The 19,701-nt window shown below is 55.2% G+C and carries 16 protein-coding genes; 9 read left to right on the top strand and 7 right to left on the bottom strand.

The features are described 5' to 3' along the window. Window positions 1–14: 14 nt before the first annotated feature. The 4 genes from acnD to HALO_RS09160 form a co-directional block, all read right to left on the bottom strand. Window positions 15–2,627, bottom strand: coding sequence for a Fe/S-dependent 2-methylisocitrate dehydratase AcnD (gene acnD / locus HALO_RS09175; protein ID WP_050713354.1), 2,613 nt, complete (start codon window positions 2,625–2,627; stop codon window positions 15–17). Between the two features lie 66 nt (window positions 2,628–2,693). Then, window positions 2,694–3,821 (bottom strand): bifunctional 2-methylcitrate synthase/citrate synthase, encoded by a 1,128-nt coding sequence (prpC, locus tag HALO_RS09170; protein WP_035583919.1) that lies wholly within the window; start codon window positions 3,819–3,821, stop codon window positions 2,694–2,696. Between the two features lie 70 nt (window positions 3,822–3,891). Continuing rightward, window positions 3,892–4,782 (bottom strand): methylisocitrate lyase, encoded by an 891-nt coding sequence (gene prpB / locus HALO_RS09165; protein WP_035583921.1) that lies wholly within the window; start codon window positions 4,780–4,782, stop codon window positions 3,892–3,894. Window positions 4,783–4,851: 69 nt separating this feature from the next. Next, window positions 4,852–5,595 carry a GntR family transcriptional regulator gene (locus HALO_RS09160; RefSeq protein WP_035583923.1) on the bottom strand — a complete coding sequence of 248 codons (744 nt, stop codon included), beginning with the start codon at window positions 5,593–5,595 and terminating at the stop codon, window positions 4,852–4,854. 260 nt (window positions 5,596–5,855) lie between these two features. Between HALO_RS09160 and pabB the strand changes: the two genes are divergently transcribed. Further along, the gene (gene pabB, locus HALO_RS09155; RefSeq protein ID WP_035583924.1) at window positions 5,856–7,211 is read left to right on the top strand and encodes an aminodeoxychorismate synthase component I; all 1,356 of its coding nucleotides are present in this window, start codon (window positions 5,856–5,858) and stop codon (window positions 7,209–7,211) included. Window positions 7,212–7,328: 117 nt separating this feature from the next. Further along, window positions 7,329–7,949 carry a phosphoadenosine phosphosulfate reductase domain-containing protein gene (locus tag HALO_RS09150; RefSeq protein WP_035583926.1) on the top strand — a complete coding sequence of 207 codons (621 nt, stop codon included), beginning with the start codon at window positions 7,329–7,331 and terminating at the stop codon, window positions 7,947–7,949. A gap of 13 nt (window positions 7,950–7,962) precedes the next feature. Here HALO_RS09150 and cysB read toward each other — a convergent pair whose 3' ends face one another. Then, complete coding sequence (gene cysB / locus HALO_RS09145) at window positions 7,963–8,937, bottom strand: HTH-type transcriptional regulator CysB (RefSeq protein WP_035566650.1); 975 nt, start codon at window positions 8,935–8,937, stop codon at window positions 7,963–7,965. A gap of 397 nt (window positions 8,938–9,334) precedes the next feature. Between cysB and trxA the strand changes: the two genes are divergently transcribed. After that, on the top strand, window positions 9,335–9,658 hold the full coding sequence (gene trxA / locus HALO_RS09140) for a thioredoxin (protein WP_007113240.1): 324 nt from the start codon (window positions 9,335–9,337) through the stop codon (window positions 9,656–9,658). 91 nt (window positions 9,659–9,749) lie between these two features. On the opposite strand, the gene HALO_RS09135 is transcribed toward trxA, so the two are convergent. Continuing rightward, window positions 9,750–10,847, bottom strand: a complete 1,098-nt coding sequence (locus HALO_RS09135; protein WP_035583928.1) for an AI-2E family transporter — start codon at window positions 10,845–10,847, stop codon at window positions 9,750–9,752. 219 nt (window positions 10,848–11,066) lie between these two features. On the opposite strand from HALO_RS09135, the gene HALO_RS09130 reads away from it, so the two are divergent. Beyond that, entirely contained in the window at window positions 11,067–11,921 is an 855-nt protein-coding gene (locus HALO_RS09130; protein ID WP_050713353.1) for an SIMPL domain-containing protein, read from the top strand. Here HALO_RS09130 and serS read toward each other — a convergent pair. After that, the gene (serS, locus tag HALO_RS09125; protein WP_035583932.1) at window positions 11,866–13,143 is read right to left on the bottom strand and encodes a serine--tRNA ligase; all 1,278 of its coding nucleotides are present in this window, start codon (window positions 13,141–13,143) and stop codon (window positions 11,866–11,868) included. The two genes, HALO_RS09130 and serS, sit on opposite strands and share 56 nt — an antisense overlap. Window positions 13,144–13,566: 423 nt before the next feature. Between serS and HALO_RS09120 the strand changes: the two genes are divergently transcribed. The 5 genes from HALO_RS09120 to ydiJ all read left to right on the top strand — a co-directional run bounded on the left by HALO_RS09120 (window position 13,567) and on the right by ydiJ (window position 19,646). After that, window positions 13,567–13,851, top strand: a complete 285-nt coding sequence (locus tag HALO_RS09120; RefSeq protein WP_035583934.1) for a type II toxin-antitoxin system RelB/DinJ family antitoxin — start codon at window positions 13,567–13,569, stop codon at window positions 13,849–13,851. Next, window positions 13,848–14,126 carry a type II toxin-antitoxin system RelE/ParE family toxin gene (locus HALO_RS09115; protein ID WP_035583936.1) on the top strand — a complete coding sequence of 93 codons (279 nt, stop codon included), beginning with the start codon at window positions 13,848–13,850 and terminating at the stop codon, window positions 14,124–14,126. The genes HALO_RS09120 and HALO_RS09115 overlap by 4 nt, the downstream gene beginning before the upstream one ends. Before the next feature lie 309 nt (window positions 14,127–14,435). Further along, window positions 14,436–15,683: a dicarboxylate/amino acid:cation symporter gene (locus HALO_RS09110; RefSeq protein ID WP_035583938.1), complete on the top strand. Its 1,248-nt coding sequence runs from the start codon at window positions 14,436–14,438 to the stop codon at window positions 15,681–15,683. A gap of 167 nt (window positions 15,684–15,850) precedes the next feature. Next, window positions 15,851–16,441, top strand: a complete 591-nt coding sequence (locus tag HALO_RS09105) for a DUF4202 domain-containing protein (RefSeq protein ID WP_035583939.1) — start codon at window positions 15,851–15,853, stop codon at window positions 16,439–16,441. A gap of 103 nt (window positions 16,442–16,544) precedes the next feature. Beyond that, on the top strand, window positions 16,545–19,646 hold the full coding sequence (gene ydiJ / locus HALO_RS09100) for a D-2-hydroxyglutarate dehydrogenase YdiJ (protein ID WP_035583941.1): 3,102 nt from the start codon (window positions 16,545–16,547) through the stop codon (window positions 19,644–19,646). Window positions 19,647–19,701 lie beyond the last annotated feature (55 nt).

The raw sequence follows: 19,701 nt of genomic DNA, 5'->3' as shown, positions 1-19,701 counted from the left end.
AGCATTCTCTCCGGCTATGCAGCGCTGGTGGATTCAAGAAAGTCCTGAGCAAAACGCTGCAGTACGCCACCGGCGGTGTAGATCGACACCTCCTCGGCGGTATCCAAACGGCACTTCACCGCTACCCGCTCGCTGTCACCGCTGTCGCGATGGATCACCAAGGAAAGCTGCGCGCCTGGCGAAACTGCGCCTACGACATCAAAGGTTTCGGTGCCATCCAGGCCTAGGGTTATGCGAGTGGTGCCGGGTTCAAACTCCAGCGGCATCACCCCCATGCCGATCAGGTTGGTGCGGTGAATACGCTCAAAGCCTTCGGCAGCAATTGCTTCTACGCCCGCTAGTGCCACGCCTTTGGCTGCCCAGTCCCGGGAAGAGCCCTGGCCGTAATCCGCCCCGGCGATAATAATCAGCGGCTGCTTACGCGCCATATAGGTTTCGATGGCTTCCCACATGCGGGTCACTTCGCCCTCTGGCTCTATCCGCGCCAACGACCCCTGTTTTACTTTGCCGTCAGCGTCGCGCACCATCTCGTTAAACAGCTTGGGGTTGGCGAAGGTGGCGCGCTGTGCAGTGAGGTGATCGCCACGGTGGGTGGCGTAGGAGTTGAAGTCCTCCTCCGGCACGCCCATTTTATCCAGATACTCACCCGCCGCGCTGTTCAACTGAATCGCGTTGGAGGGCGACAGATGATCGGTAGTGATATTGTCTGGCAGTATCGCCAGCGGCCGCATGCCTTTGAGGGKGCGCACTTTGGCCATATTGCCTTCCCAGTAGGGCGGGCGACGGATATAGGTGCTCTGGGGCCGCCAGTCATACAGCGGGCTCACCTGGGCCCGGGCGCTTTTATCCAGGTCGAACATGGGAATATAGGTCTGGCGGAACTGCTCCGGTTTTACCGACGCTTTGACAATGGCGTCGATCTCCTCATCGGCGGGCCAGATATCCTTCAAGGTAACGGGGTTACCCGCTTGATCGATACCCAGAATATCTTTCTCAATATCAAAGCGAATGGTGCCCGCAATGGCGTAGGCGACCACCAGCGGCGGTGACGCTAAAAAGGCCTGCTGGGCGTGGGGGTGAATCCGACCATCAAAGTTACGGTTACCGGAAAGCACCGCCGTGGCGTAAAGGTCTCGCTCGATAATTTCCTGGGCAATTTTTGGCTCCAGCGCCCCAGACATCCCGTTGCAAGTGGTGCAAGCGTAGGCCACCACCCCGAAGCCGAGATTTTCCAGTTCGCTCATCAAACCGGCCTCTTCCAGATACATCTTGACGGTTTTTGAGCCTGGCGCCAGCGACGACTTCACCCAGGGCTTGCGCAGCAGACCCAGCCGGTTAGCGTTACGGGCAATCAGCCCGGCGGCTACCATATTGCGGGGGTTAGAAGTATTGGTGCAGCTGGTAATGGCGGCGATGATCACCGCGCCATCGGGCATTTTACCGGCCTTCTCTTCCGCCTGCGCCGCCTCAAGCCCCACGGCAATACCGCGCTGGGCAAGCTCTGAAGTAGGCAGGTGGGCATGGGGATTGGAGGGGCCTGCCAGGGTGCGGGTGACCGACGAGAGGTCAAATGTCAGCACTCGCTCATACTCAACCTCGCTCAAGCTGTCCGCCCACAGGCCAGTATGCTTGGCATAGGTTTCGACCAGCGCTACCTGTTCGTCCTCGCGACCGGTAAGTTTCAGGTAATCGATAGTTTGGCCGTCAATATAGAACATCGCCGCCGTGGCGCCGTMCTCGGGGGTCATATTCGAGATCGTGGCGCGGTCACCCACGGTAAGCGCATTGGCTCCTTCGCCGTAAAATTCCAGATAAGCACCGACCACCCGCTCTTTACGCAGGAATTCGGTAATCGCCAGCACCATATCGGTGCCGGTAATGCCTGGCTGCAGTTTGCCGGTCAACTCTACGCCGACGATATCCGGCAGGCGCATCATGGAAGCACGGCCCAGCATCACGCTTTCGGCCTCCAGACCACCCACGCCCACGGAGATAACGCCCAAAGCATCAACCATGGGCGTATGGCTATCGGTGCCCACACAGGTATCCGGGTAGGCAATGCCATCGCGGTTTTGCACCACCGGCGACATCTTCTCCAGATTAATCTGGTGCATAATGCCGTTACCGGGGGGAATCACATCGACGTTCTCAAAGGCCGTTTTGGTCCAGTTGATAAAGTGAAAACGGTCATCGTTGCGGCGATCTTCAATGGCACGGTTTTTCTCAAAGGCACCCTCTTCCGATCCTGCATGCTCCACTGCCAACGAGTGATCAACAATTAACTGGGTCGGCACTACGGGATTCACTTTGGCGGGGTCGCCGCCCTTTTCCGCAATGGCGTCGCGTAGTCCGGCAAGATCGACCAGCGCGGTTTGGCCCAGGATGTCGTGACAGACCACGCGTGCCGGGTACCAGGGGAAATCCAGGTCGCTTTTGCGCTCAATCAATTGTTTCAAGGCATCGGTGAGCAGCGCAGGATCGCAGCGGCGCACCAGCTGTTCGGCCAGCACGCGGGAGGTATAGGGCAGCTGTGCATAGGCACCGGGCTGGATATCTTCCACTGCCTCGCGAGCATCAAAAAACTCAAGCGCTGTGCCGGGCAGAGGTTTACGGTAATCGGTATTCATAGCAGGCAGACTCACAAGAAGGGGCGGAAAAAAGCCCGGTGGCCAAGCCACCGGGCAGCACGCGGATCAGTCTCGCGCTTCTATCGGCACCCACTCGCTCTTCTCGGGACCCGTGTAATCGGCGCTGGGGCGAATAATGCGGTTATTGGCGCGCTGTTCAAACACGTGTGCCGCCCAGCCGGTGAGCCGCGACATAACAAAAATCGGCGTGAACAGCTTGGTGGGAATGTCCATAAAGTGGTACGCACTGGCATGAAAGAAATCAGCGTTACAGAACAGTTTCTTCTCCCGCCACATGACCTCTTCAACCCGCTCGGAAACCGGGTAAAGCACTTTATCGCCGACATCATCAGCCAGCTTTTTTGACCACTCTTTGATAATCGCATTGCGTGGGTCGGACTCGCGATAGATCGCGTGGCCGAAGCCCATGATCTTATCCTTGCGCTCCAGCATGCCCATAATCTTGCTTTCTGCTTCTTCAGGCGACTGCCAATCTTCGATCATCGCCATGGCAGCCTCGTTAGCGCCGCCGTGCAGTGGSCCGCGTAGCGAGCCAATCGCACCGGTCACGCAGGAGTGCATATCAGAAAGCGTCGAGGCGCAGACCCGAGCGGTAAAGGTAGAGGCGTTAAACTCGTGCTCGGCATAGAGAATCAGCGATACGTTCATTACCCGCGCATGCAGCTCAGAAGCGGGCTCGCCGCGCAGCATATTCAAGAAGTGACCGCCTACCGAGACATCATCCGTTTCGGTATCGATGCGTACGCCGTCGTGGGAGAAGCGGTACCAGTAGCAGATAATTGAGGGCAGCACGGCTAGCAGCCGGTCGGCGACGTCCTGCTGCTGATCAAAGTTCTCCTCGGTTTCCAGATTGCCTAACATTGAGGTGCCGGTGCGCATCACATCCATCGGGTGGGCATCTTTAGGGATCTGCTCAAGCACCGTTTTCAGCGCATCGGGCAGCCCACGCAGGCTTTTCAGTTTGCTGGTGTAGTGATCCAGCTCGGCTTGATTGGGCAGCTTGCCCTTTAACAGTAGGTAAGCCACTTCTTCAAATTTGGCTTTTTCAGCTAACTCTTTGATATCGAAGCCACGGTAGGTCAGGCCTGAACCTGTTTTGCCTACCGTACACAGCGCGGTGGAACCGGCACTTTGGCCACGTAGTCCTGCACCTGTCACGGGTTTATCAGCCATGGTGTGTCTCCTATCGTTACTTTTTTAATATTTTTTATGAATATGGTGGTTCGTTACATTGGCGTTTGGCCTACTGGTCATCGCCTTTTTCAGCAAACAGGGCGTCCAGCTTCTGTTCAAAATCGTGGTAGTTCAGGAAGTCGTAGAGCTCGTCGCGGGTTTGCATCAGCGGTACAACGTCTTTTTGGTGGCCGTTGTCGAGGATGCTTTGGTAAACCTGCAGTGCCGCGGCGTTCATGGCGCGGAACGCGGAGAGCGGATAAAGCACCATACGGCAGCCAACGTCGCCAAGCTCTGTTTGAGTAAACAGTGGGGTCGCACCAAATTCGGTGATGTTAGCTAAAATCGGCGCATTGACCCTCTGGCAGAAGGCTTTGTAATCGTCCAGGGTGTGCACGGCCTCGGCGAAGATGGCATCCGCGCCCGCTTCCACACAGGCGTTAGCCCGTTCAATGGCCGCATCAAGTCCCTCTTTCTGGAACGCATCGGTGCGGGCAATCAAATAGAAGTCAGGATCAATCTTGGCATCCGCTGCGGCTTTAATGCGGTCAACCATTTCCTGCTGGGAAACAATCGCTTTATTCGGACGGTGACCACAGCGCTTTTGCGCCACCTGGTCTTCCATATGAACCGCCGCCACGCCAGCGCGCTGCATCTCTTTGACGGTGCGAGCAATATTGAAAGCGCCGCCCCAACCGGTATCGATATCCACCAGCAGCGGTAGCTCGGTGGCGCCGCAAATGCGATGAGCATCCTCCACCACATCGTTCATGGTGGTCATGCCCAGATCCGGCAAGCCGAACGAGGCATTCGCCACACCGCCACCGGAGAGGTAAATGGCCTGATGGCCCACTTTATCGGCCATTAGCGCAGTGTAGGCATTGATAGTGCCTAAAATGGGCAGCGGGCGGTTAGCCTCAAGCGCGGCCCGAAAGCGGGCGCCGGGAGTCATCTGGGACATGGGGCGTTTCTCCTGTTGATCTGGCGGAGCTTTGGATAAGCTCTGGTTTAGCTACTTTTTAGTTATGTTCTAGCGTTGTGATTTAGATACTGACTGTTCGAGAGCCGCGGCGTAGCGATCGGCCACATTGGCTCGAGAGGCGCTGACATGACGGCGCATCAATAGCTCGGCCAACTCCGCATCACCCGCCTCAATGGCATCGACAATGCGGTGGTGCTCTACAAAAGCGCGCTGAGGCCGGGTGCCACTGGCACTAAACTGGGTCCGGTAGAGGCGCACAAGGTAGTAAAGGTCGTCGCAGAGCAGGTTCATTAGCATCTTGTTGTGGCTGCCCTGCACGATGCAGTAATGAAAATCGAGATCGCCCTCACGCTGGTAGTAAGCTTCGCCACGCTTTAAGTCCGCCTGGCCTTCGTGTAGCGCCAGCACATCCCGCAGGCCCTGAACCTCTTCCGGCGTCATATTTTCTGCGGCCAGCCGGGCGGCCATGCTTTCCAGGGCTTCGCGCAGATCAAACAGCTCTAGCAGCTCTTTCATTGAGAGCTGGACAACACGGGCGCCCACATGAGGAACGCGCTCAATCAGGCGGTGCGCTTCCAGACGCCGCATTGCCTCGCGCAGTGGCCCCCGTGATATGCCGTAGGTTTTAGACAATCCCGGTTCGGTGATTTTACTGCCAGGGGCCAGTTCGCCGCGGACGATGGCATCCTGGAGCTGATTAAATACCCGCTCGGCGAGCGTGCGCACTTCTGAAGAATTCGATTCAGGCGAATTTTCCGTGGCGTTTAATGAGGAAGTAGCGAGAGGAGCCATAATTAATTGTCGACAATTGGAAAGTACACAGACTCTAGCGCGTGCCAATTAAACCGTCAACTAACCTTGTTAGCCGATTTTATACCCCTTTCGTTGTATTAGCAGGCGCAACAAAACCCTTGCTGTCAACAATCAAGTCATTATTGTGCGTAAAACTATCGATAAGGCTCTGCGTGAGAAAGGCGTCGAAGCCGTGCACTGGTGTCATCGTCTACGCCCCTCTAAAATAGCTCGCCCTTTACTGGCTAGGCGTTTGCTTAATGATCAAGGCGTTGACGATATCTGCCCTGCCCTACTCACCCGATCCATTGGGGATATTCGCCTGCCTGCGTGAAAGGCCCGGCGCGGTACTACTCGATAGCGGCCGACCTATCGCCACCGGTCGCTTTGATATTATCAGTAGCGACCCACTCGCTACGTTGGAAGTTACTCATCATGGCGACACCAATGTCGTGTCGGATCAACTTAGCCCCCCGGCACACTTTGTCAACGATGTGTTTGGTCTTCAGCAGTGGCTACTGGATCAATTAGACACCTTTGATGAGTGCAGCGACCTACCTTTTCTCGGCGGGCTGATTGGCTACTGGGGTTACGATTTAGGCCGTAAAAGCTTATCAATCCCAAGTCGACAGGCGAGCCCGGCACCACTACCGCAAGCCCGTTTAGGGCTTTACGACTGGTGTATTACGCTCGACCACGTGACCCAACAGGCGTGGTTAATCGCCTCACCAGAGCGCCGTGAGCAGGTGGAGAGCTGGCTGACTCAGACGCCAACGCCGACTAAATCCTTTACCCTAACGGGTGCCTTTAAGGCCGAGCTTAGCCACGCCCAATACGTGACGCGCTTTAACGCCGTACAACGCTATATTCGGGCGGGTGACTGCTATCAAATCAACCTGGCCCAGCGTTTTTATGCCGACTACCAGGGGGATGAGTGGCAGGCGTACCGACAGTTGCGAAAAGCCACCCCCACGCCCTATTCAGGCTTTATGGCCTGGGATGACAAGGCCGTGCTCTCGCTTTCACCCGAACGGTTTATTCAGTGCCGCAACCGCGAAGTCGAAACCCGTCCAATTAAAGGCACCCGCCCGCGCGGCGCAACGCTTGAAGAGGATCAGGCGCTGGCTGAGCAGCTAATAAGCAGTACTAAAGACCGCGCTGAGAATGTGATGATTGTCGATCTGCTGCGCAATGACCTGGGCCGCGTCTGCCAGCCGGGATCCATTCGCGTACCGCAGCTATGCCACTTAGAGAGCTACCCCAACGTGCACCACTTGGTTAGCGTAGTGCAGGGAACCCTGGCCGAACACTACACCCCGCTGGCACTACTTAAGGCGGCGTTTCCCGGCGGCTCCATTACCGGCGCACCCAAGATTCGTGCGATGCAGATTATCGATGAACTGGAGCCCTGCCATCGCAGCGTGTATTGCGGCAGCCTTGGCTATGTGGATGTACGCGGCAGCATGGATACCTCCATCGCTATTCGCACCATGGTGGCCGAGGCGGGAAGACTGCATGTATGGGGCGGCGGGGGCTTGGTGGCAGACTCCCAAGCGGAGGAAGAGTACACCGAGACGCTGGATAAAATCCGCCACCTAATTGGCGCTTTGGAATAAGCAGCGCAAGCTCTATATCAAAAAGGAATATAAAAGCCAAACTAAACGGTATTGGGGTTCGCTGCCTCCTGTTTGGTAGCCTAGTCAGTATTATTTAACTTTCGATTAGGAGGCAGCATGTCCTCAGAGCTTGAAGCGATTAACAGAGATTTCGCCAACAATCCTCAAGGGTTAGTTGAGTGGGCACTGGCTCAGGGCGCCCGACCTATTTGCACCACCAATTTTCGCCCTTTTGAGGCGGTGATTCTGCATATGGTCACCCAGGTACGCCCGGATATTCCCATTGTATGGATGGACAGCGGCTACAATACTGAGGCGACCTATCAATTTGCTGATGAGGTCATTAAACAGCTCAATCTCAATCTGGTGAGCTTTATCCCCCAGCGCACCCGCGCCCATCGTGAAGCGCTGGAAGGCCCCATGCCCGGTATCGACGACCCGCGCCACGCGGCCTTTACTCAGGAAGTCAAAATCGAGCCCTTTGAGCGCGCGCTGCGTGAAATGCAGCCCGACGTATGGTTTACCGCGCTGCGCGCCGAAGACACCGCGGAGCGGGCCAAAATGCAGCCGGTTAGCCGCAACAGCGACGGCCTATTGAAAGTTGCTCCGCTGCTGCAGTGGAGTGCCAAAGATATGTACCAGTACCTACAGGCGCATAATCTGCCCAACAACTTCGACTACTTCGACCCTACCAAGGTGGAAGAGAAGCGTGAATGCGGGCTGCATTTACAGCACTGATTCACACAGCAGATTAATACTCAGGCAGGTCTAAGTCATCGAATAGAGACTGTTCATGACGCGGGCCTGCCATTAGCGCTTCCTCTACCCGGTCGCGGGTTAAATGAGGCGCAAAACGCTCTAAAAAATCATACATATAGCCGCGCATAAAAGTGCCACGACGAATACCAATCTTGGTCGTGGAGCTAGCAAATAAGTGGCTAGCATCGAGCGCTACCAAATCATCATCAAGCGCTTCATCCACGGCCATATGCGCCACAATGCCAACCCCCATGCCCAACCGCACGTAGGTTTTGATCACGTCAGCATCGGCGGCGGTTAGCACCACATTGGGCGTTAGGCCCTTGGCTTTAAAGGCATCGTCTAACTGCGAGCGGCCGGTAAATCCAAACACATAGGTCACCAACGGATGTTCAGCGAGCGCTTCTAGTGTCAGCGGGCCGTTATGGGTTGCCAAAGGATGACCCTTAGGCACCAATACGCAGCGGTTCCAGCGATAGCACGGCAACAGCACTAAATCGGTAAATAGTTCTAGCGATTCGGTCGCAATAGCAAAATCTGCCTGACCTTCACTGACCATCTGCGCGATCTGCTTAGGCGTACCCTGCTGCATATGCAGCGCCACATCGGGGTATTTCAGAGTAAATTCGCTGATAATGGGCGGCAGCGCGTAGCGAGCTTGAGTATGAGTCGTCGCAATGGCTAGGCTACCGCGGCGCTCGTCGCTATGCTCCTGGGCCACCTGCTTGATGTTTTCGGTGAGGCGCAGAACCTGCCCGGCCAAGTCAATAATCGACTGCCCGGCTGGCGTAACCCGTGTCAGGTGCTTCCCGCTGCGGGCAAAAATTTCGACGCCAAGCTCATCTTCCAACAACCGTATCTGTTTGGAGATCCCTGGCTGTGAGGTAAATAGACTTTGCGCTGTGGCTGAGACGTTTAGGTTATGTCGATTGACTTCCCAGATATAGCGTAGCTGTTGTAGCTTCATATCCTCACCTTATTTATTCTCTAAACAGATCTATGTAGACCGTACCTATCAACAAACCCTAACAACACATTCAACCAACACCCTAAAGCGCTACTGCTCATCGCATCTGAGAGGTCGTGTTGTCGATTCGGCACTCTACAGCACCATATAGAATAAAAAACACCAAAATAATACTTTTATATTATAAAAAATATGTGCTATCGGCACCCTTTAATTTCTGCTATTTAGTTAACTCACTATGCAGGAAATTTGCCAGCAACCTTCGCGCCCGCTAACATCTGCCCACGCTTATCGCGATAGTCACGTGGCGTGGTGAAAGAGCGCCGATTGATCGCGTAATGACCGTTGCTCCATTTGAGGCAACGAAACAGCAAGAGCAACGCAAACGGAGAAGCAAATGGCTAATAATGTTGATGTCACCAACGCCAATTTTGAGCAAGAAGTCCTCAACGCTGAACAGCCTGTGCTAATGAAATTCTGGGCGCCCTGGTGTGGCCCGTGCAAGGTCATGGCCCCGGTTGTGGATGAAGTAGCTGCAGAACGTCAGGAGAGCCTGAAAGTGGTTAGCGTTAATGTCGACGATGCACCTGAAATTGCGGCCGAACAAGGCGTGCGCGGTGTACCTACCGTGATGCTGTTTAAGTCCGGCACCAAAGTCGCTTCACTGGTTGGCGCGCAATCTAAATCACAACTGACGCAGTTCATCGAACAAAACGCTTGATGAATGTGCCCGCGTAAAACTACCGCCGACCCTGTCGGCGGTAGCTGTCCTGCTACCCAGTTCGATTACTACTCAGTTCACTTCTTTCGCCTTATCGCTTCCAGGGTGGCAAGTTTGCATCACTCGCCCGACCGTCTTTCACGCGACGTTTCCCTGGCCCTAGCAGTCGAGCAATCCAACGGGTTTGTGGATGACTATCGAGAGCAATCTTAAGCGTCATTGTCAGCACCACCGACAGCAGCATCCCCGCCGCACCAAAAATCCACCCCCATACCACCAGCGATAAAAACGCCACAAAGGTAGAAAGCCCCAACGCCTGCCCCATTACCCGCGGTTCGATCAAATTGCCGAGTACAAAGTTGATCACCAGATAAGCGGAAGCCAGCAGTAGTGCCTGAAAGGCGCCGCCATCTTGGGAGACCAAGAGCAATAGCACGGGAGGAATGGCAGCAATGGCTGAGCCGATATTGGGGATAAAGTTGAGGGCAAACGCCAGCACGCCCCATAGCAGCGGAAAATCAACCCCAACGACCATGCAAGAAAGCCAAACCAACGCGCCCGTTGCCAGGCTAATAACCGTCTTAACAGCCAGATAGCGCTTCAGCGTTAAGCTGAACTCACTAAAGCGTTTCAAGCTAGGTGCAGGATTTTCCAAGGCACGGGAAATTTTGTCGCGCACATTTAGGGTTTCAAACAGCATAAAGATGACCAGTAACCCGACAATGATGCTCTGCATAAAGAGGTTACCAAGCTGGCTCAATACCTCTGGCATCCAGGAGCCTTCATCATCCATCTCGAACAGCGAGTTGATCTGGTCGGGATTAATCGCTAACCCTCGTGAAGAGAGCGCATTAAGCAAGTTCCAGTACTGTTCATATAGCCGCGACTCGATTTCCGGCAACGCCGTCACAAAGGTACTAAAGCTGTTGACCACCAGCAGACCAATAAGCGATAAAAACCCCAGTAACACCATCAAGGTTAGAAAGGCCGACACCCGCATACTTAAGCCACAGCGATGCAGCCACTGCACAGGTGAGGTGCACACTACCGCAATAAATATCGCCAGTAACAGCGGCACGAGTAGATCAGCGCCTGCTTTCATGCCCGCAATAATCACGACCAAGGCGGCGAGCGCCAAGGTGGCATGGAGCGGTATACTGCGGTAATCCTCATCCGATAATTTCGGCATAATCCATCCTTAGCTTGCTGTCAGTGTATAATGGCTGCATACGGCATATTGCACAAACCGTGCAAATAATAAGCAACTGTTTTGCGTTCACTCTTCCCTGCTGAACTTTCTTTTCCACTGCGCTTCCAAGCTCCGTCTGCCCTAACTTCTTGAAACAGCTTTTGTAAAACCGGGTATTAACTTAGCGGCACGATTGTCCGCTCATTAAGGAAGCCATCTATGAAAGCAATATCACCTATCTCTACGCGGCTGCGCTCTCAATTTCTAGGCTACGGTCTGCTTGGCAGTGCCCTGCTGGCACTCCTAAGCGCGCCTTTAGCACACGCTTCACCGCCCACTCCGCCACAACCCAGCCTACATGTTCAAGCACAGTCATGGGTGGAGGTAGAGCCTGACAAAGCCACTTTAAATGCACGGCTATGGGAGAACACTCCCGCTCTTTCCACCTTGGAAGAGAGCGATAGTAGCGCACTTAGCGATGCCCGCGAGCGTTTGGAGAGCCGCGCCAGCGAATTAATCGAACAGATGGAAGCCACCGGCCTTGAACGCAACGCTATTAATGCGGGCTCGCTGAATGTCTATCCTGAACATGTTCAAGGGCCCCGCAATGAAGACGGTGAGCATGAAACCCTGCAGCGCACGCGCCTTGAGCGCCCAATCACCGTCGAACTAACCGACCTGGATCAGTTAAGCCAAGTATTAGACGCGCTAATAGCCGCCGGTGTTAACTCACTGGACGGTGTTCAGTTTGACCTGCAAGACCGTGATGCAGCCACCGACGAAGCACTGGTTAAAGCGCTAGAGAAAGCGCAACACAAGGCCAATTTGATGGCCGACAGCTTAGATGCCGAGCTTGACCATGTGCAGCGCATTGAAGAGACCCAATCGCCTATTTTCCAACCACGCATGATGGCAATGCGGGCAGAAAGCGATTCTGCTGCCAACCAAYCGGGTGCCGCCAGTGATTACAGCCCCGGCACCATTCGTATTGATGCCGGGGTTAGCGTTGAGTGGGCGCTTAAAGGGCCAGACGCTCCACGCCGCCCAGATAGCGACGTAGCGGCTCAGGAATAGTTACCGAGCCATCCGCCTGCTGGTGGTTTTCAAGCACCGCCAGCAGGCAACGACCAACCGCCAGCCCTGAACCGTTCAGCGTATGCAGCAGCTGTGGCTTTTTAGCATCCGGATGGCGATACCGCGCTTGCATACGCCGGGCCTGGAAATCTTCGCAGTTAGAGACCGACGATATTTCCCGGTAAGTCTCCTGGCTGGGCAGCCAGACTTCCAAGTCATAAGTCTTCGTGGCCCCAAAGCCCATATCCCCAGTGCAAAGCGTTACTACGCGATACGGCAACTCCAGCGCCTGCAGGATCGCCTCCGCATGGCCGCGCATCTCTTCCAGCGCTGCGTAGCTCGTCTCCGGCTCTACGATCTGTACCATTTCGACTTTATCGAACTGGTGCTGACGGATCATGCCGCGAGTATCGCGCCCGTGGGAGCCCGCCTCACTGCGGAAACACGGCGTATGGGCGGTAAGCTTCATCGGCAGCGCCGCCTGCTCGACAATTTCATCGCGCACAAAATTGGTCAGCGGCACTTCTGAAGTGGGAATCAGGTGGTATTCGCGCTCATCGTCTAGCCTAAACAGATCTTCGCCAAACTTCGGCAGTTGGCCGGTGCCCATAAGCGAATCACGGTTGACCATATACGGCACGTAGCACTCTTCATAACCGTGCTGCTCGGTTTGGGTATCCAGCATAAATTGCGCCAGCGCCCGATGCAGGCGCGCGATCGGCCCACGCATGACCGCAAAGCGAGCACCGGTGATTTTAGCCGCCAGCTCAAAATCGAGATAGCCCGACTTCTTACCCAGATCAACGTGATCCAGCACCTTGAAATCAAACGCCCGCGGCGTGCCCCAACGGTGTAGTTCAACGTTATCGTCTTCGCTTTTGCCTTCCGGCACGCTTTCGTGGGGCAGGTTGGGAATACCGCTAATGGCGTCGTCCCACTCTTCCTGCACCTCGGCCAATTCTTTCTTGGCTTTATCCAGGCGATCGCCTAAATCGCTGACTTCATCTAGCAGCGGCTGAATATCTTCACCGTTAGCCTTGGCCTTGCCAATTGCTTTGGAGCGCATATTACGCTCGTTTTGCAGCTGCTCGGTTTGCGTTTGCAGCTCGCGGCGACGCGACTCCAGCACCTGTAGCCCCGCCTTATCAAGCACAAAGCCCCGGCGGGCCAGTTGATGAGCAACCGTGTCAAGATCACCGCGCAGCAGTTTCGGATCGAGCATGAATCCTGTCCCTTGGCCTGAAAACAATAAAAGCACCGCGCCAATGCGCGTGCATAAAGGGGTCTATTGTAGGCAAAAGCGCGGCGGGGGGCTATGGGTGGCCTCAGGGGCTAAGCAATAGCTTGTACAGTGTAAACATTTAGCTATAGAAAAAGGGGATACTTTAAGGCTAAGGTGACTAAATAATTAATCATGTTGAGCCATGCAAATGCCACCTAAATCGTCGCACTTTTACGCTCACTCATGACTGTCGCGCCCTACATGGGCGCGTGGATTGAAACTCTAAGATGGATCTCCCTCGCAGCATCAGAACTGCTTAATCGTCATCGCGCACACATGATTCACCTAAACTCGTCAGCCACCTTGCCAGTCACACTTGTGCTAACATCTGTACACACGCATAGATTTGGATAGGAACTCACCATGGACACCAGAATTCAGTTTCGTGTTGATGAGGAAACAAAACGTTTAAGCCAACAAATGGCTGAGAGCCAGGGGCGAACGCTTAGTGATGCCTGCCGTGAATTTACCGAGCAACTGGCTGAGCAACAGCGCAAGATGTTATCTCACGATACATGGTTGACACAGCAAGTTAATCGGGCGTTTGAGAAATATGATGAGGGAAAAGCTTCCTTCATTGATCATGAAAGCGCGAAAGCCCATATGGCTGAACGCAAAGCTAAAATCCGCCATCGAGCTACGCCATGATTTTTTGGGAAGAAGAGTCCCTTAATGATCGTGAGGTGATCTTCGAGTTTCTTTACGAATTTAACCCTTTAGTGGCGGAGAAAACTGATGACATGATCGAAGCTAAAGCTGAAAACCTGCTCGAGCAACCGATGATGGGTGTGCAAAGAGAGGGTATTCCAGGCAGATTGCTTATCGTCCCTGAAGTATCGCTGATTATTTCCTACTGGGTGGATGGCCCCACTATTCGCATCATGCGAGTGCTTCATCAAAAACAAAAGTTTCCGATTGAATGATCAACTTAGCGAGACAGCAGATAGGTATATTTCTAGCGGATAAGTAGACGCTATTCTCTGATTATCACTATGGTGAGAAGTGTGCCCTACATGACCGTGCATCTGAACTCCCTATTTTGATAGCCACGCTTCAAGCCCCCAACTACAGCCGCGCCGCTAGCTAAGTAGAATGATCGAAGCGACCGCATGCACTATTACCACTCGGCATAACCACCCCCGCTCATTAGTCAAAAGTGATAGAGTGCCCGCCGATTCGACTGGCGAATCGATGAATAATAGGTTTTCACACTTTTGGACAGGAGAAAGGCAGTGCAGGAGACAGCACAGCAAGGAAAGTTTGCTTGGTGGCGACGAATTGCCCTATGGAAGAAGATTCTCGCAGGGTTGGCGCTGGGTATTTTAGCGGGAGCGCTGCTAGGTGAAACCGCCAGCGTGTTTAAGCCGCTGGGCGATATTTTTATTAACGCCATTATGATGCTGATTGTGCCGCTGGTATTTTCCACTTTGGTGGTGGGTATTACCTCCATGCGCGACCCTCAGAAAATGGGCCGCATTGGCGCGCGCACCATTACGCTCTATTTGGTCACTACCGCCTTTGCTATCTCTATCGGCTTGGTGCTTTCCACCCTTCTGCAGCCGGGCGTGGGTGTTGATTTAAGCTTCGATTCTGAAGTGGCCGCCAGCGAAGCGCCATCACTGGTCTCTATTCTGGTTAACTTAGTGCCGCGTAACCCGCTGGACGCCCTAGCCAACGGCAACATTATGCAGATCATTGTGTTTGCCATTGGTTTGGGTATTTCGCTGACGCTGATTGGCGATAAAGGCGAGCCAGTAATGAAGGTATTCGACAGCTTTGCCGAGGCGATGTACAAGCTCACCGGCATTGTGATGGCCTTCGCCCCGTTCGGCGTATTTGGCTTAATCGCCCACGTCTCGGGCCAGTACGGCTTAGAGATACTGCTACCACTGGCCAAACTGATTGGCGTGGCATACCTGGCCAGTATCCTGCACGTGCTAGTGATCTACTCAGGCTTTATCTCGCTACTGGGTCGGCTAAATCCTATGCGCTATTTGCAGGGCAGCCTGGACGCTATTGTGGTGGCGTTCTCGTCCGCCTCCTCTGCGGGCACCCTGCCGGTCTCGATCCGCTGTGCTCAAAAGAACCTTGGCGTTTCTGAAGGAGTTTCTGGGTTTGTACTGCCCGTGGGCGCCACCATCAATATGGATGGCACCGCGCTTTATCAGGGCGTAGTGGTGCTATTTATTGCCCAAATGACCGGTACAGATTTGAGCATGATGGATTACGGCATGATTGTCGCCACCGGCACGCTGGCTTCCATTGGCACTGCGGGGGTGCCGGGCGCAGGCTTGATTATGCTCTCGATTGTGATGGCGCAGGTTGGCCTGCCGTTGGAAGCCATCGCCGTGGTCGCAGGGATTGATCGTATCCTTGATATGGCACGCACCAGCGTCAACGTCGCCGGTGATTTAATGGTGACGACCCTGGTGGGTAAAAGCGAGGGTGAACTTAACGAAGAAATCTACAACCACCGCTAATTTTGACGCTAGCATTTATAGCGTATGAAAAAGCGTCCGCTGTGGTTAGCAGCGGACGCGATGCTTCCCTTTTTCATAACCTCCCCMCCTACAGCAGTTGTGATTCGTGCGGTTTCTCGGCAACCTAGTCTCTATTGTCGACCACTTTCCAGCCGAGCACCGCTGCCATGCCTACCGCTTTTGATCAAACGCTTGCCGCCATCGATGCCCTGCATGCCGAGGATCCACGTTCCACCACCCTCGCCGATGACACATCAATGCCCCAGGAACTGGCCTATGCTCAGCGCATGAGTGGGTGGCTAGACCATGTGCATGACGCACCGGATGAAGTGCTTCGATTAGCCGTTCGGGCCCAGCACTTGCAGCGCTGGTTGGTACCGCGGGAAGAGTATCCTGAAGGACGCGTGGGTTATTTAACTTGGCGGCGTGACCAGGGCAAGCGCGCGGGCGAGACGACCGCTCAGCTAATGCGCGATGCTGGCTACAGTGACGAAGACGCCGACCGAGCCGCGAAAATTATTGGTAAAAAAGGCCTGGGTCGAGACGCCGATGTGCAGGCACTGGAAGATTGCGCCTGCTTGGTATTCTTAGAAAACTACTTTGCCGATTTCTCGCGCAAGATCGAGCACGACCATATGGTACGTATTGTGCAAATGACTTGGCGCAAAATGTCGCCCCGCGCCCACGAATTGGCCCTAACGCTGCCAATGACTGACGCCTCATTAGCGCTGGTAAAAGAGGCCCTAGGAGCGGAATAAGGTGTGGAGTAAAGCGCTAGCGTGAGATGCAGCCGGGCAGCCGCTGCGGTAAAGTAGCGGTCTTCTTTTATTGCGCCCCCCGGCACTGACGGCCTGATCAACTATGATTGCATCCTTGGACACCCGTACCGCCCCGTTTGAACGTTTGGGCAAAGATTACGTGCGATTTCTACAAGCCCTCAAAACCCGCGGCTTTGAGGGCGAAATAGCCCCCGATTATGCCAACCGCACGGTGCTGGCAACGGACAACTCGATTTATCAGCTTTTGCCCCAGGCAGCGGTTTACCCCAAGCACGCAGAAGATATTGAGCGCCTGACCCGGCTGGCCGCGCAAACCACCCATCGAGGGATTGTGTTAACGCCCCGCGGCGGCGGCACCGGCACTAACGGTCAGTCACTCACAGACGGCATTGTGGTGGATATCTCCCGCCATATGAACCAAATCCTTAACATCGATGTTGAAAACCGTCGGGTACGCGTCCAGGCCGGGGTGATCAAAGACCAGCTCAACGCTGCGCTAAAACCCCATGGGCTGTTTTTCGCCCCAGAACTCTCCACCTCCAATCGCGCCACCATTGGCGGCATGATTTCCACCGATGCCAGTGGCCAGGGCAGCTGCGAATACGGCAAAACCCGCGACCACGTGCTGGAACTCGATACCGTTCTGATCGGCGGCAAGCATCTGCACAGTCGTGCGTTAACCCAGGATGAAGAGCAGACTGAGCGCCAGCAGGAAGGCATTCTTGGTCGCGTGCATACCACCGCCGCCGAGATTATCGACCAGCAGCGCGGCCTGATAGAGTCAAAATTTCCGCCGCTCAACCGCTGTTTAACCGGCTACGATTTAGCCCACCTGCGCGATGATGAAGGCCAGCTTAATCTCAACAGCCTGCTGTGCGGCTCAGAAGGCTCATTGGGCTTTCTAAACGAAGCCGTGCTGAACGTGTTGCCGATCCCCAAGCACTCCACACTGGTCAATGTGCGCTATACCAGCTTTATGGACGCCTTGCGGGATGCCAAAACGCTGAAAGCCGCCAGCGCTCGGCCAACCTCCATCGAAACGGTGGATGACACAGTGCTTCAACTGGCCATGGAGGACTTTGTCTGGGACAGCGTGGCAGCGTTTTTCCCGGCAACCGATAGCGAACCCATTCGCGGTATTAACCTGATCGAGTTTAATGACGACGATGAAAGCGCCCTCGCCGAGCGGGTAAGGGCATTTACTGAACAGCTAAGCCAAGACACCGCCGTAGCGCGGCTAGGCTACACCCTGGCCGAAGGGCGAGGGCAGATCCAGAAAGTCTACGCCATGCGCAAACGCTCGGTGGGCCTGCTTGGCAACGTGCAGGGCGAGAAGCGACCCATTGCCTTTGTGGAAGACACCGCCGTACCGCCAGAGCATCTAGCCGATTTTATCGCCGAGTTCCGCGCCGCGCTGGATGCCCGAGGGCTTTCATACGGCATGTTTGGCCATGTGGATGCGGGAGTGCTGCACGTGCGCCCCGCCATCGATATGAAGGATCCCGAACAGGAAAAACTGATTCGTGAAGTTTCCGATGAGGTGGCAGCACTTACCCAGAAATATGGTGGCCTGCTGTGGGGCGAACACGGCAAGGGCGTGCGCTCGGAGTACGCGCCCAAATTCTTTGGCGAACTCTACCCTAGCCTACAGCGGGTCAAAGCGGCGTTTGATCCGTTTAATCAGCTTAACCCTGGCAAAATCGCATCACCTGCCGAAGATAGCGCGCTAATCGCCAAGGATAGCGACCCCGATCTACTCACCATCGATGGCGTACCCATGCGCGGCCAGTTTGACCGCACCATCGACGAGCGTGCCTGGCAGGCTTACGACGCTGCGGTCTACTGCAACGGCAACGGCGCCTGCTACAACTATGACTTTGACGACCCCATGTGCCCTTCGTGGAAGGCAACGCGGGACCGCCGCCACTCGCCCAAAGGCCGCGCTAGCTTGATCCGCGAATGGCTACGCCTACAGTCACAGGCAGGGATCGACGTCGTTGAAGAGTCACGTAAGAAGAAAGTCGAAGGCGGCTGGGGCTTTATTAAAAGCCTTCCACTGCGGGTGGCGAACACACTAAGCCGCAAGCAGCACCACGACTACTCCCACGAGGTTTACGACGCTATGGCGGGCTGTTTGGCGTGTAAATCCTGCGCGGGGCAATGCCCCATCAAGGTCAATGTCCCCCAGTTTCGCTCACAGTTTCTAGAGGTCTACCATGGCCGCTACCTGCGCCCGCTGCGCGACTACGTGATCGGCGGCACCGAGTTTATGCTGCCCACCCTGGCCAAGGCCGCACCGCTGTATAACGCGGTGATTGGCCAGGGCTGGGTGGAAAAACTAATGCGCAGCACATTGGGCATGAGTGATTCACCCGCCCTCTCTCGCGCCAGCGTGAAGAAACAGCTGAAGGCCTGGGGCATCGCTGAAGCAACGCCGCTCTCGCTGGCGCTATTAACCGAACAGCAGCGCGCCAATAGCGTGATTATCGTCCAGGATGCTTTCACCACCCACTTTGAAGCCAAGCTGGTAATGGACGTGGTGGAGCTGTTGTCTCGGCTCAATCTACGCGTGTTTGTGATGCCCTTTTCCGCGAACGGCAAACCGCTCCAGGTGCAGGGCTTTTTGGGCGCCTTCGAGCGCACCGCCGCCAAGCAGGCCGAGCGGCTCCGCACCCTGGCGCGCTTTGATATACCCATGGTCGGTATCGACCCGGCGATGACGCTGACCTACCGGCAAGAGTACGTTAAAGCGCTGGGCAATGAGGCGGTGCCGGAAGTGCTGATGCTGCAGGAGTGGCTGGCGACCCGCATTAACACGCTAGCGCCCAACCAGCTCCAGCTAACCGACCCAGGCTTTAAGCTGCTCTCCCACTGCACCGAGAAAACCAACGCGCCGGGTAGCCCCAAGGCGTGGCAGCAGGTGTTCGCGGCGTTTGGGTTAGAGCTCGAACTGATGGCCAGTGGCTGCTGCGGCATGTCCGGCACCTACGGCCACGAAACCCGCAACGCCGCCACCTCAAAAACCATATACGCCCAGTCGTGGCAACCTCAGGTAGAGGCCACGGAAAACAGTGGCAGGCTACTGGCTACCGGCTACTCCTGCCGCAGCCAGGTGAAACGTTACTCGAAGCAAGTGCTGCCCCATCCATTGCAAGCGCTATTGGCTGCATTGAAGCGGCACTAGGGCGTGATAAACAAACAGCGAGCAAGGTGTCGTTGTACTCAGAAGACTTCTTGTC

The organism is Halomonas sp. R57-5, from assembly GCF_900070345.1.
Classification (GTDB): domain Bacteria; phylum Pseudomonadota; class Gammaproteobacteria; order Pseudomonadales; family Halomonadaceae; genus Vreelandella; species Vreelandella ventosae_B.
The sequence above is the reverse complement of the archived record's forward strand: the minus strand, read 5'-3'. Positions and strand labels throughout refer to the sequence as shown.